10 protein-coding genes are annotated in these 13,923 nt (G+C 39.5%); 3 read left to right on the top strand and 7 right to left on the bottom strand.

The features are described 5' to 3' along the window. Window positions 1-75: 75 nt before the first annotated feature. The 6 genes from ACPUEN_RS07280 to ACPUEN_RS07255 all read right to left on the bottom strand — a co-directional run bounded on the left by ACPUEN_RS07280 (window position 76) and on the right by ACPUEN_RS07255 (window position 7,870). Window positions 76-1,020 (bottom strand): FAD-dependent oxidoreductase, encoded by a 945-nt coding sequence (locus tag ACPUEN_RS07280; RefSeq protein ID WP_425639435.1) that lies wholly within the window; start codon window positions 1,018-1,020, stop codon window positions 76-78. A 7-nt stretch (window positions 1,021-1,027) separates the two neighbouring features. Then, entirely contained in the window at window positions 1,028-2,818 is a 1,791-nt protein-coding gene (locus ACPUEN_RS07275) for a serine hydrolase (protein WP_425639434.1), read from the bottom strand. A 123-nt stretch (window positions 2,819-2,941) separates the two neighbouring features. Continuing rightward, a complete protein-coding gene (locus tag ACPUEN_RS07270; protein WP_425639433.1) occupies window positions 2,942-3,673 on the bottom strand; it encodes a sulfite exporter TauE/SafE family protein in 732 nt (243 codons plus the stop codon). A gap of 425 nt (window positions 3,674-4,098) precedes the next feature. Next, window positions 4,099-5,409: an ATP-binding protein gene (locus ACPUEN_RS07265; RefSeq protein ID WP_425639432.1), complete on the bottom strand. Its 1,311-nt coding sequence runs from the start codon at window positions 5,407-5,409 to the stop codon at window positions 4,099-4,101. Window positions 5,410-5,672: 263 nt separating this feature from the next. After that, on the bottom strand, window positions 5,673-6,353 hold the full coding sequence (locus ACPUEN_RS07260) for a response regulator transcription factor (protein ID WP_425639431.1): 681 nt from the start codon (window positions 6,351-6,353) through the stop codon (window positions 5,673-5,675). Next, complete coding sequence (locus tag ACPUEN_RS07255; RefSeq protein WP_425639430.1) at window positions 6,350-7,870, bottom strand: sensor histidine kinase; 1,521 nt, start codon at window positions 7,868-7,870, stop codon at window positions 6,350-6,352. Before ACPUEN_RS07255 ends, ACPUEN_RS07260 begins: the two co-directional genes overlap by 4 nt. A gap of 114 nt (window positions 7,871-7,984) precedes the next feature. On the opposite strand from ACPUEN_RS07255, the gene ACPUEN_RS07250 reads away from it, so the two are divergent. Beyond that, window positions 7,985-8,815, top strand: a complete 831-nt coding sequence (locus tag ACPUEN_RS07250; protein WP_425639429.1) for a GLPGLI family protein — start codon at window positions 7,985-7,987, stop codon at window positions 8,813-8,815. A 20-nt stretch (window positions 8,816-8,835) separates the two neighbouring features. Next, on the top strand, window positions 8,836-11,517 hold the full coding sequence (locus ACPUEN_RS07245) for a carboxypeptidase-like regulatory domain-containing protein (RefSeq protein WP_425639428.1): 2,682 nt from the start codon (window positions 8,836-8,838) through the stop codon (window positions 11,515-11,517). Window positions 11,518-11,747: 230 nt separating this feature from the next. Here the strand turns inward: ACPUEN_RS07245 and ACPUEN_RS07240 are convergent, their stop codons facing one another. Next, the gene (locus ACPUEN_RS07240) at window positions 11,748-12,326 is read right to left on the bottom strand and encodes a YceI family protein (protein ID WP_425639427.1); all 579 of its coding nucleotides are present in this window, start codon (window positions 12,324-12,326) and stop codon (window positions 11,748-11,750) included. A gap of 235 nt (window positions 12,327-12,561) precedes the next feature. On the opposite strand from ACPUEN_RS07240, the gene ACPUEN_RS07235 reads away from it, so the two are divergent. Continuing rightward, window positions 12,562-13,332: a cupin domain-containing protein gene (locus ACPUEN_RS07235; RefSeq protein WP_425639426.1), complete on the top strand. Its 771-nt coding sequence runs from the start codon at window positions 12,562-12,564 to the stop codon at window positions 13,330-13,332. The last annotated feature ends 591 nt before the right edge of the window (window positions 13,333-13,923 follow it).

The raw sequence follows: 13,923 nt of genomic DNA, 5'->3' as shown, positions 1-13,923 counted from the left end.
TAGCCTTAGGCAGTTCAAAATAGATTGAAGCAAAGACAAGAACATACAAAAAATATAAGGTTAATAATTGAGGAACTAATGCTTTTGCCTTTTTACAAGCAAATCTGCAAGCTCCATTGCGCAGCCCCAAGCCACAGTAAATCCAGCTCCACCGTGCCCATAGTTATGAAAAACTGTTGAGAAGACTGGATCAAACTCAAAGCGAACAGCACTTCTTCTTGGGCGCAGCCCAACGATTACTTCAAGCAGACCTGGAGTTTTCGAAGAACTGGATTGTGCTAATCTATTGAGAATTAATGTTGTGTCTGCCGGATCTTCTCTCTCATTCCAATCATTCTCATAGTCAGTTCCGCCGATTATCAAATCCTCAGATCTATTAATCACATAGCTGAGTGCGCCTCTTTTAGTGGGATCGGCAAATGATGGAATATCCATTTTCTCGCAGCGAAGAATTTGCCCGCGCATGGGATGTAGATCATCATCATTGCAGAGTGTTTTCGCACCCAAACCCGTGCAATTGATCACCCAAGAGTCCAACCCAGCCATTTCTTTCAATGATGCTAATTCTCGCTTTTCGAAGTTACCACCATTGGTAATAAACCGCTCGAATAGATGTGGCAAATAAAGATGCGGCTCGGCCAATGGGACTTCAGAAATAAATGCCATTTGCATTCCTTTTGGTAATTCCTCAGGTCTTGCTTTTCGGACTTTTCCATCTGACAATTGACTTGTCCAATCTATGTTGCTTTCTGGGGTATAAGCTGTGATAAAGGGAATAAAAGCTACTCCATTTCCTTCTTGGATTTCACGTTCATAGCGCGTGTAGGCAAGCGTCGGCCAATGGTTTGTTTTCTCTTTGGGATGGATTTCAAAAGGAAACCATATTGCTCCGACTTTATTGGATAAGGTGCGATCAAATCTTTCTTTTGCAACCATCCGTACGCGAAAACCTGCTTCCTGAAGTGAAATAGCAGAGGTTAAACCCACTATTCCAGAACCAACCACAGTGACTGATTTCATTGATAGCTTATTTTTTGGTGGCTGGGAAAGTGCCGTTAGGTTGAATTAGCAGCATCTGCGATTTGCCTTCCTTTTCTTCAAAACGTACTTTATAACCATCTAATCCTTTGACGATAAATTCATTTTCTTCAGTAGGAGTGAGGGTGTATTCCGGCTGCCCGGGAACAAATAAAGTCAACTTCTCATCCTTCATAAATACTTTTAACTCAGTTCCTCCCAAAGCATATGTTCCCGCATAAGATTCCAGAGTTTCGGCAGAAACTTTTGTTTCTGCGGGAGTCCGCTTGAAAGTTAACGGATCTAAAGTAGGCTCTAATTTCAAACTTGCAGCTTCTATTTCTCCTAGGTCGTTACTTCGGAAATTAAAATTGAGACCTCCGCCAGAAGTAGTGTCTACTTTACCATCTTTGACCGTCAAAGCATCAAAAATATCGTAATGCATATGGTCTAGGTAGACTCTTTCTCGAACGAACTGCGCCCAAAGTGAGTCGTTTTTGTATTCTATTGTGAAAGTGCCATACCCAGGATGATTGTATTTACCTGTGTATTCGACTAGGTTGTGAGAAGGAGTAGTATTTGGAACGGTGTTGGACTTTTTCTCTGCTTTTGCCTTTTCCTGTTGTTCTTTGATTTTCCCGATTTTCTCTTTGTAGTAGCTCACCCAATCAGTTTTTTCCAAACCTAAAATTTCATCTGAAAGTGCATCACGTACTAAGCCAGGCAAAGCAGAACCATTTTGATTTGTTAAAACTACGATGCCTAAGCTGTCAGTTGGGAAAAAGGAAACATTGGCAGAAAAGCCATCGATATTTCCACCATGCTCCAGTCTGTAGTGGCCTTTGTAAGAGGAGTTAAACCATGCATAACCGTAGCTGTTGAGGTGCTGATCAGGAAATTGCTTATCGGCAATTCCACCACCCACGAGCATAAGTGGATTAATAGCTTTAGCTACATAGGCTTCAGGAAGGACCTGAGTTTCCCCGAGTTTCCCTTTGTTTAGCCAAACTCTCAACCAATTGGACATCTCTTTTACACTGCTATTGATACTTCCTGCCGGGCTGATGGCAGCAATATCATAGTAAGGCATGGCTTTGTTAGTAGTGAAATCCTCCAAGCTGTAACCTTTGGAGATATTGGGTTGAGATACCATTTCACTGATGCTGACATTTGATGTTTTCATGTTCAGAGGCTTAAAGAATCGCTCTCTAATATTGTCTTCCCAGCTTTTGCCAGTCAGCTTTTCCGTGATTAGGCCTTGTGCCAAATACATGAAGTTGTTGTAATACCATTGTTTTCTTACTCCTGTGAAAGGCTCCTGATATTTCACGCGAGCCAACAGACTGTCTTTATCTGCTGTTGGAAATAAGTACCATGAAATATCGTGACGAGGAAGTCCAGTTCTATGACTGATCATATCCAAAATAGTTACTTGATTATTCAACTCCTCGTTGTAGAATTCCAGTTCAGGCAGGTATTTCTTCGGGCTATCAGTGAATTTTAGACCTTTTTCTTCCTCCATTATGCCTAAAAGTGCAACAGTAAACGCTTTGGAAGAGGAACCAATTGCATAAAGCGTGTTTTCATCCGCTTCGATCTTGCTTTCCAGATCTCTATACCCAAAACCTTTGGAATAAATCACTTGATCTCCTTGGACTACTGCAACCGAAAAGCCAACTGTTTGGGTGGCTTCCTGAAGCGCTTTCAGCTTAAAATCAAGAGTTTTAGTGTCTAGTTTGTTCTGAGCAAAAGCCAGTGAACTGCTAAGGAGAAAAAGTAGAGAAATGACTTGAGTCCGCATATTATATTTTGTGAAATGATTTATGATTTCAAACTCTAGATTTTTTCCGTGAAAATCTAAGTTATGTTTTAATTTTTTAATGGTAGTTAAGTCTCTCTTTTACTACCATGTGAGCTTAGTTTCTCATTGAATCAAAACATTTATAAGTGTCAAAAGACCAATTAGGAGGATAAGAACAAGTGAAATTCTTTTGAATTTATCCTGAGAGATGTAATTCAGAATCCTTTTACCTAGGTAGGTTCCTACGAATCCTATCACAAGTAAAAAAGGAAGGTAAATTAAAAGCTCTTTTTGGATATAGCCATTCCTGTAGTACACGAAAGTTCGGGTGAAGTCTATGAAAAAATCAATGAATGCTGAAGTGGCAATAAAGACACTTTTTTCCAAATTATAAGCTGCCATAGTCAGCCCTCTAATAGCTCCTCCAGTACCTAAAAGGCCAGCTGAAAATCCCGATAGCGCACCTCCTGCGATTGAGTTTCTTCTATTGGGAAGTATGATCAGATCTTTTTTGTAAAGAAATAAGATACTCAGACCGATTAGGAAAAAAGCAAGCAAGATTTCCAGAATACCTCCGTCAACGGCCTTTGTCAATAATCCTCCTATGATGACAAATATGACAGATGGAACCCCAATGTTGATCAGTAGTTTTTTGTCTAGCCCATGTTTAAATAAGAAAATCTTACTGAGGTTACTGAACAAGTGAAAAATGGCTGTTAGCCCCAAAACGGCTTGAAAGTCAAAATAGAAATTTCCGATCGGGACAAAAAATACGGAAGAACCGAAGCCTCCTACAGTTCCGATAATCTCCGCAAGCAAGGCAAGAAGGAGGAATATGTAGTTTACTTTATTCACTAGGGTTGTTCAATGGAGTCATTTCAAGCAGAGAAAGCAGGTCTGTTAGGCTTGACTAAACTAACCATAAAATTCAGTTCAAGCTGATCAAAAGGTGAATAAATGAAAGAGTAGTGTGAATGTTTACTGTTGAGCTAATCAGATATTTTGGAAATCCGATATTTCTAAAAAATATTGAAAATTCTTTTTAAAAAGTAACTAAAAACGAGTCTGCTCGCGTGGTGCAGAGGCGACTACTTGGGGCCTATTCCTTAAATCCCAGGCAGCCTTAGCCTCTGACTTTCCTCCACACAAAATCTTATTAGGGTTAAGATTCTCTTCGGGTGTATAACGAAGGAATTGAATTGTTAAGTCTTCGTCTAGCATGCGAAATGCTTAAAGACTGTTAATTCCGGAGAATTGCTAAAACTAGTTGGAATATGACCTTACATATCATCGAGTGATAGGGCAAGGAATTCCTTTGAAAATCCATTCAGTTGTTCATCTAAACCAGAAGCCTTATTTTGAAGATATTCCAGGTTGATTTTTAACTTATTCATTTTTACTTCAACAAAAACTGCTCGTTTATTTAGTTCATTGATAGCGATGATGTCAATTTCATTCTGATTTCCTTTTCCCCAATACGTACCTATTTGTGAGAACTCTCCACTAAGCTGAAGTTTTTGCTTGAAATAACGCTCAAGTGTTTTGCCAACAAAAGTAGAATAGCCTTGCTTCACCAGGTCTTTTACAAACTGATAGTTTTCAATTTCTATGGCACTTTGATTTTTGTAGATGAAGCGGAACCAGAAACGGAGGAAATTGTCCGTTATTTCATATTTGTTTTGCCTACTACCTGGTTTAGAGAATATGGGTTTGATCTTTTTGATTAAACTGAAATCATTTTCTAGTTTGTCCAAAAAGCCACCGACACTCATTTCTAAAATAGACTCGATTTCTGGTCGTGAGGTTTTGGATGAAGCGATTAGAGAAAGGATAGAGAAATAGGTAATGTAATCCTTTCCAAACTCTTCTATTAAAACGTTTTTTCCTTCCTCGATAAATAGTGAGTTTTCTTTGAAAATCTCATTGAGAATGGAGTCTCTCGTGAAAGCTTTACTTTCCACCAGACCTTCAACATATTTTGCAACCCCGCCAGTAAAGGCATAGAATGCGAGTAAATCTTCTGATGTGTATCCTGGAAAATAGTCATTCAAGATCTCCTTAAGTACCTTGATATCAAATGGTTTGAGGTATAGGTGTGCCGTTGCGCGTGAGAATAAGGGTCCCTTTGCATTTTCGAAAATATCTTTCATCATCGAATAACTTGAGCCACAGAAGATCAGATTAATCTTACTGCTTGATTTTTTAGAATCCCAAATATTCTGAATGTCACTGAAGATGGATGAATTGACTGCTTTGAATTCTTGGAATTCATCAATAATTAGGGTGAAATTTCGACTTTCTGAAAGCTCCATTATCCATCCGAAAAGGTCCTTGAACTTAGTAATCTCCCCAAAAAAATTAACTTGAAGACTGTTTTTGATAGTTTCTACAAATTCTTGGCAGAGGAGAACCTCGTTTTTTCTAGCTACAAAAAGGTATACAGATGGATTACCTTCACTGTCTTTTTTCAATAAACTTGTCTTCCCAATCCTTCTTCTGCCCACAATAACTGTCATTTGTGCAGTTTGGGTAGATTTTTCCCGGATTCGCCTTAATTCAGCTAACTCTTTTTCTCGATTATAAAAATTCATTGCTTTACCATTGTAACACAAATTACTGTAATATTTGTTACAATAAATAAATACCTATCTAGATTTCCAATAGTTTAAGAATTTGGCGATGAAAATCCCCTAAGTGACTAATTTGAAAATGATAGATAAACAGATTGGGAGACCTTTCCATAATGCCATACTTAACGCTCAAATTATACCCAAATTCCACGCCTCGGTTTGTGTCTCCCACCGAAGTACTTTAGCTCAATTGGCCTGTACGGCACTGCCCACGGTTATGGATGCTAGCAAACCAATTTATACCCAAACCCTCGCACATTCAGAATCTGGATTTGATCGTCATCCTGAAGTTTTTTACGGAGCTTAGTGATAAATACATCCATACTGCGCGCATTGAAAAAGTCATCTGAACCCCAAATCTGCGTGAGGATTAAACTTCTATCGGTAATCTGATTTGCGTTTTCCAGAAGGATTTTTAGGAGTTGAGATTCTCTGGCAGTGAGGTGGCATTCTTCCTCATTTAGCTTTAAAAGTTGTTTTGTTGGATGGAATTCATATTTCCCAAGACCTAACCAATCCGACTGATTTTTTCGCAATTGCTGGCGATCAAGCTGAGCTTTGATCCGTACGATAAGTTCTTCCATACTGAAGGGTTTCCGCACATAATCATTTGCACCCAATCCAAATCCTTTCAAGACGTCTTCGGTTTGGGATTTTGAAGTCAAAAAGATAATTGGCGTGTATGGATCGGTCTTACGAATCTGCTCGGCAAGTGTGAATCCGTCCTTCTTGGGCATCATCACATCGAGTACCAACACGTCTGGTTTTGAGTTTTGATAACTGTCCCAAGCTTGCTGTCCATCAGCACAAAGGGTTACCTTAAAATCCCTGCTTTCCAGACTTTCTTGTATGATCATTCCCAGCGCCATCTCATCTTCGGCTAGTAGAATTCTGACTTTACTCATGGCCAAATCGTAATAAATGAGGTGCTTCTTTCGGATGATTCCAGCTCGATTTTACCTGCATGTTTTTCAATGATTTTCTTCACATAATAGAGTCCAATTCCAAAGCCTTTTACATCATGAAGATTTCCTTTTGGGATTCTGTAAAACTGTTCGAAAACCCGTTCTTTTTGATCTGAACCTATATTTCCACCATTATCCCAAATTCTGATTCTAGTGCTGGCTCCCTGATCAACTGTAATTCTTACTTTATCACCGCCGTATTTGAGCGCATTATCCAATAGGTTAGAAAGTACATTTTCGAAGTGAAAAGGGTCGACCTGAAGGGGGGATACATGAGAAGGCATAACGAGCTCTATTTCTTTCTCCGGTGCCAAAGTTTGAAACTTCTGAACCAAGGACCTGAGAACTGGAAGTGGATCGACCTCCTCTTTTTGAAGTATAAATTGATCGGAATCCAAGGTCGCAGTTTCCAGCAATTTCTCCACCATCAAGTTCAATTTGAGCATTTGGCCTTTGGAAATTCCCAAGTACTTTTTGGTCTTTTCCGGGTTGTTTTCCGGGTTGAACTGCTCGATTCCTTCGATTGCTGAAAGCGTGGTGGCGATCGGAGTTTTAAATTCGTGAGTGATATTTCCAATCAAGTCTTCTTTGATTTCAGCGATTTCTTTCTGGTTTTTGATGGTTTGGTAGAGGTAGTAAAATGCTCCTGAGATGATCAGAAGAAAGATAAGGGACATCAGAATATCGACTATTCCGCGCTTGAGAACTGTAAGAGCAGTGTTCTCAAAGTACATTTCCAGCTTTTGCCCACGAGGTAAGAAAGTGGATTTTGAAACTGTTGAAAAAGGCATTTCTGTTAATGCTGGATAATTGAAAGAACCAGCTATGGTGTCTTTTTCGTATTGGAGCAGGCCATAATTTATACTGATATCTCGCCGGTCCAGTTCATCCTTCACCAGCCTACTGATCTTCTCAAAATCTAGTGAATCCCGAGTTATAGAGATAATAATCTGGTTGGTGAGCATTTTGAGATTCCTGATGCTGTCGGCAGCATTCAGCCCTCTGAAAATATTGATATTTTGTATTTCATGTGGATCAATCGTATTCAACGTATCAATCTTTGTATGAAACCTGAGATTTCTGGTGGTATCAAATTCACCGAACCAACTTAAGCTCGAAGTGTCACCAGCTTCCATTTTTTCCAGTGCTTTAAAAAGGACTTTGCTTTCCCCAATTCTCTTAAAAAAATCATTCTCTGTGCTATCAAATTCGGCATTTCCTGTTTTTCTAAGTTTGATTGTAGAGCTTTTATTCTCGGTCAGTGTAATCACATCTGTTTTAGCCAAATCAGCAAAGTAAACCTCGAGCGCATTGTCCAAACTTTGCTGGATATCAGCGCTGAGTTGAGTTTCATTTTGCTTAAACTGAGTGACATTACGGTAGATCTGCACACCTATACTCACCAGCAGCGTGAGGGCAATCAATATGCTTATTCGCTTGAAATGTAGCTTTTTCACTGTGCTAAAGTAGATGCTAGGAAATTTATAAAATCGAATGTTAACACACGTTAACAGTGATTAACTAAGTTGCAGAGGCAGTTTGTATTGGTTTGTAGCAACAAATTTACAGCTATGAACATACGAATTCTATTTCTCGCATTTGCCCTAATGGGCTCGATTTTTACCGGTACCGCTCAAGGTCTTACTGGTAGAGCATATTATAAAACTTCCTCCAGTTTTAAGATTTCAATGGACAGTACCAAAATGGCTCCTGATGTCATTTCAGATTTACAAAAGCAATTGAAAAAGCAGATGGAACGTGAATACATCCTTACTTTTTCCCAAACAGAATCCAATTGGAAGCAAGTCGAAAGTCTAGGATCCGGTCCAGCTACAGCTACTTCCGGTGGTGCCAGCATAGTGATTAATACAGGGAATCAAGACAGATTACTCTACAAGAATGTGGCTGAGCAAAGCTATATCAAAGAGGAAGATTTGATGGGAAGAGGTTTTTTGGTGAAAGATAGTCTGAACACCTATGACTGGGAATTGACTGGAGAAAGCAAGCAGATCGGTGATTACACCTGCCAAAAAGCTACTTTCTCAAGGATTGTAGATAGTAAGACTTTTTCCATGGGACAGGATGAGATGGAGATTACTAAGGATACTGTAAACGTAACCGCTTGGTTTACCATGCAGATTCCGGTGAGCCATGGCCCAGATGATTTTTGGGGTTTGCCAGGGTTGATTCTGGAATTGCAAAATAGAGGGATGACCTACATCGCCGAGCGCATTGTTTTGAATCCAAATGAAGCGGTGGAAATAGAGGTTCCAAAAAAAGGAGAAATGATCAGCAGTAAGGATTATGATGCGCTGTCGGAAGAGAAAATGCAGGAAATGATGAAGCGCTATTCCGGCAAACCAGGAAGCGGTAATGAGATGGTGATCAAAATCGGTAATTAATCGCATATAAAATTCTATCCATGTTATTTGCTAAGCGCTTTTTTGCTATTGGATTTTTTCTTCTGATCGCCTTTCCATCTTTTTCTCAAAATAAAAATCTGATCGGGCAAGTTTTGGACAGTTTGAATCAGCCGATTGCCTACGCGAATGTCGTAGCAATCAATCAGACTACTCAAAAGATTGGCGGATTTGGTATCACGAATGCTGAGGGCAAATTTAAGATCGGCCTTGCGCCTGGATCTGAGTATTTGCTACGGGTTTCATTCGTAGGGTATAAGCAATTCGAACTGAAGATTACTGAATGGTCTGATCAGGAGCAGATAAAGGTTATTCTAAGTCAGGATGAAACTATGCTGGATCAAGTAGAGGTAGTGACTGAACTACCCATCACCATGAAAGGTGATACGTTGACTTATAAGACTGATGCTTTCACGACTGGGACAGAGCGGAAGCTGAAGGATGTGTTGGAAAAGCTTCCTGGATTCGAAGTTGATGATAATGGGGAGGTGAAGGTTCAGGGTAAAAAAGTGGACAAAGTGATGGTGGATGGAAAGAACTTCTTTGATGGAGACACCAAGCTGGCTACCAAAAACCTTCCTGCAAATGCGGTGGATCGAGTGCAAGTACTGAAGAACTTCAATGAAATAGCACCAGTTCGTGGGTTGGATAATGACGAAACGCTGGCGCTCAACATACAATTGAAGGATGGGAAAAAGAACTTGGTCTTTGGTGACTTGACTGCAGGAGCTGGACCTCAAGATCGTTATTTGGGCCATGCGAATGCTTTTTACTATTCTCCAAAAGTGAATCTCAATCTGATCGCAGACGCCAATAATGTAGGTGAATTGGCTTTCACCTTGCAGGATTATTTTAGGTTCAGCGGAGGATTAGCTGGTTTGGCTGGGAAGTCAGGCTCCTCTCTTAGCGTGAGCTCGGATGACCTGGGAATTCCCATGGCACAGCGAAATAATGCCCTTGATCTGAGGACAGAATTGGCCGCAGTGAATTTGAATTTTAACCCAAATGAGAAATGGAGGCATTCAGGCTTTGTGATCGGTTCCGCTTCCAAGAATGAATTGGGGTCTTCTTCTCAGCGAACCTATTTGCGAACAGATGAAAATAATCAGGAGACACTCACTTCAGCAAACACAGTTGAGAATAAGTCTGGCCTAATGAAATATGCAGTAACGTTTACTCCTAAAGAAGAAACCTATGTGAAATACAGTGTTTTTGGAAAGTTGGCTGACATAGCAAATCAGAATTTTCAGGATTCAGATTTTGGGCAGATTCGACAGCAAATAAATAGTTTCCAAAGCCGGCAGCCATACACAGTTCAGCAAAAAGGGGAGTGGTTTCATGCTCCTTCGGATAAAAGAGTTTTCTCTATAGAGGCAAATTGGGAGAAAAACTACTCGAACCCCCTCTATGATTTAACTACAAATCAAAAACCTTTCAATGGGATGTACCCAATTGTGGACCGTGAAACTTACCGTTTTCTTCAAAATCAGGATATCAAAACCCGTACGCTGGAAGGGGCATTCAATTACTATCATATACTGAACCCTACCAATCATATCAACTGGAATTTGGGATATACTGATACCAGACAGGAGTTGGTGGGATTTGTGAAGCAGGCTGATATAGATGAGCAGGCTGATTTGGAAGAGTTTGAAAACGATTCCCGTTTTGACTTTCAAGATTTGTATCTGGGGATGACTTACAAAACCAAATGGAAAACAGTGGTCATCAGTCCATCTCTTTTTCTGCATAGATACGCATGGAGTGACATTCAAATGGAGGATGAATTGCGGAAAGATAAGATCTTACTTCTTCCAGGCATGTATGCCAAGTGGAGCATAAAATCCAATCGATCATTGACATACCGGTTTAGCAGTCAGGCAAACTTCATGGATATACAGAAGCTAGCGCAGGGATTAGTGATCTCGGATTACAATGCTATTTCGCAAGGAAACAGACAGTTGGACAATGGCTTGTTTTACACCCAATCGCTGAATTATAATCACTTTGATTTCTTCTCCTCGCTTAATTTATTTGGAAACCTGAGTTGGACGAGAAAACATAATGACTTGGTAAATACGACCGATTTTGCCGGGATCAACCGAATCATGAGCATACAAAATATTGATCCAGTGAATGAGTCGCTAACTGCAAGTCTGCAAGCTGATAAGCGTTTTCAAACCTTCAAAATCTCTGGGGGTGGAAACTGGAATAATTACTCCACCAACAGTTTTGTCGATCAAAACCTGATTCAAAACAGTCAGTTTGTGCACTCATACTTCATCAAATACACGAGCACATTTATGAAAACAGTAGAGGTTGATTTAGGCTATACATGGAATCAGAACTTTTACAATTCTACCAATGCAAAGAATACCTTTAATACACACTCCCCAAAAATGGAAGTGGATTGGGACATCTGGAAGGGGTTGAAGCTTAATGCAGATTACACTTACAATGCCTACTTGAATAAAGGTGCGGGGACCAAGAGTGAGTATGATTTCTTCAATGCTTTCTTGAGTTATCAAGGCAAGTCAAGTCCTTGGGAGTTTAGATTTACGGTTTGGAATATTCTTGATACGCGATCCATCCGTAGAGATAGTTTCACGGAGAATCTAATCAGTACCTATTCTTATCTGGTACAGCCAAGATATGGCTTGTTTACGGTGAAGTGGGACATTTAGAAAATTGTTTGGTGTTTGCTGTCGGTTGACTGGTGTTGGGTTTGAGTAGAATTTATAATGTAAATCCATAGAAACTATGATATCAGAGACCCGTGCCTAATAAGTCGTCATTGCGAATGAGGAATGAATGAAGCAATCTCTGGTGTGTAGGAAAAATCAATTTTCATACTTAAGTCTAAAACAGAAAAGGCCGGGAATTCCCGGCCTTTTGTATTGTGGTAGTTTAGTAATTACTCGCTTGCAACCAATTTTACGTCTAGTTCTACGTCGTCGTAGATCATTTTATCTGCGAGGTTTTCGAAATAAGAACCTGAACGGAATTTAATATCGTAGTGAGTTCTGTCAAAAGTCAATTTGCCAGTTGCTATGATTTTGCCACCAGAAGTACTCACACTTGCTGGGAAAGTAACTGGCTTAGTGATGTTTTTGATTGTCAGATTGCCAGTTAGTTCGTAATCTTTCCCGTTGCTTGTTTTTGCTTTTGTGATCACAAACTTGGATTTATTATGCTTTTCCACAGAGAAAAAATCATCTGACTTTAGGTGGTCAGTTAACCTTTTATTAGATCCAGCATCAGTAATATCTTCAACAGTCAAGTTGGTCATATCCATTTCGAACGTTCCACCGAGGATTTTGCCATTTTGATAATCGAGCGTTGCAGACGAGATAGGTACTTTGCCGTGATGCTGTCCAGTGACTTTTTTAGCAGTCCAGGTGATCGTGCTTTCTGTAGTGTCAACATTTGCGATTTTTGGGGCAACAGAAAAAGCTGTAAACGCTAAGGTGAAGAGTAAAGTAAAGATTTTCATAGTTCTAGTTTAATAGTTTTAATGATTTAAAGGGATTTGAAACCAAGGGGATAAGACGCAGTAAAATGAGCTAGGGTTCTATAATAGAATTGTTTTAGACAATTTTGTTCAAAAGGCAGGGTTAGCTGTTTTTTGGTAAATTGAAAAAAGTTAACAGCCAGCTTGAGAAAGGAACTCACTCCTGTTTTTGATTCCAATTTCATATATTTCTAACCGGCTTCTTTAAAATATTCTTATGAAATATACACTCATCACTCTTTTCTGCCTTATGACATTATCAGCTTTTGCACAACTTAAACCCATAGAGTCCGGCGTATTTAAGTGGGGTGATTTTAAGGTTGTTCCAAACAATGATAGAGTGAGCAGACCTATTTTAGAAGGAGTTTCCACCCATTTGGATTACCTGGAGATGCATGCCACCACTCAAAATGTAGGTGCTAAACCAAGTACAGCGCATGCAAACGAGGATATAGAGGAGATAATACTAGTAAAGGAAGGAACCATGAAGGTGACTATAGAAGGCAAAAGCTCCATACTGGGAGCTAATGGGGTTGTTTCTCTGATGCCGCTTCAAATGCATTCACTCGAAAATGTTGGGACTACTCCGCTTACCTATTACATCATCCGATATAGATCAAAGAAGAAAATGGATGTGGCTAGAGGAGTTGCCTCAGGGAATTCGCTGATGATCAACGCTGATTCTTTGCCTTATAGGTCCACAAGCGTAGGAGGGGTCCGTTCCTATTTTGATAGGGAAACTGCTATGTGCGAAAGGTTGGAGATGCACGTGACTACTTTGGATAGAAAAGTGGCTAGTCATGAACCACACGCTCATGATGAAACTGAAATTATCCTAATGATCTCCGGTGAAACGGCCCAAATGATAGATGGCAAGGGATACACTGCCAAAGCTGGAGATTTTTATTTCATGGAGTCCCAATCGGTTCATGGCATTCGAAACATCAGCGACGAACCGACAACTTACTTTGCTTTTAAGTGGAAGTGAAGATTTTATCCCTTTGCTCCCTCATGATTAGCATTTTAGAAAAATGAAATTGTCATTATCCCCTAAATGAGGATCAATTATGAAACCACTTTGGAAGCATAAAACTCACTTTCAAAAGCTGATAAAAAAGTGAGTACCCTTTTCCAGTTCCTATTAATTCTTGGTTTAAAAATAGATTCGATTGCACTCACTGAAAACGCGCATGATTTATTTCTTGCAATAATCAGCATAGAATCAGGTTTTTAACCATTTTCTTGAGATTAGGTCTAATTCTATATCATGCTTTTTTTGATGTTTTTCTATTAAATTCTGGGAGGCCCGTGATAATAGATTAGGTATTTTGAAGAAGTTTTTCCTCTTTTAGTCCAAAGAGATTACGAATCAAAAATTCAATCTATCACTATTTGCTTAGCTTGAAAAACTATTTCAGCACCAGATTATGCACACTTAATAGAAAGCTCTCCATTGGTATTTCTGTAGTTGAAGTCATTAAAGCAATAAAACTCAGGAAACGGAATTGAAAAAGAAGAAAATCTATACTTTAGAAATATGTTTGAATAGATTCAGAGTGAGTTTCTCCAACACAACTAC

Origin of the sequence: Algoriphagus yeomjeoni, from assembly GCF_049821175.1 — a bacterium.
GTDB classification, from domain to species: Bacteria; Bacteroidota; Bacteroidia; order Cytophagales; family Cyclobacteriaceae; genus Algoriphagus; species Algoriphagus yeomjeoni_A.
Note: the sequence above shows the minus strand (reverse complement) of the source record. Positions and strands in the feature narration are given on the sequence as shown.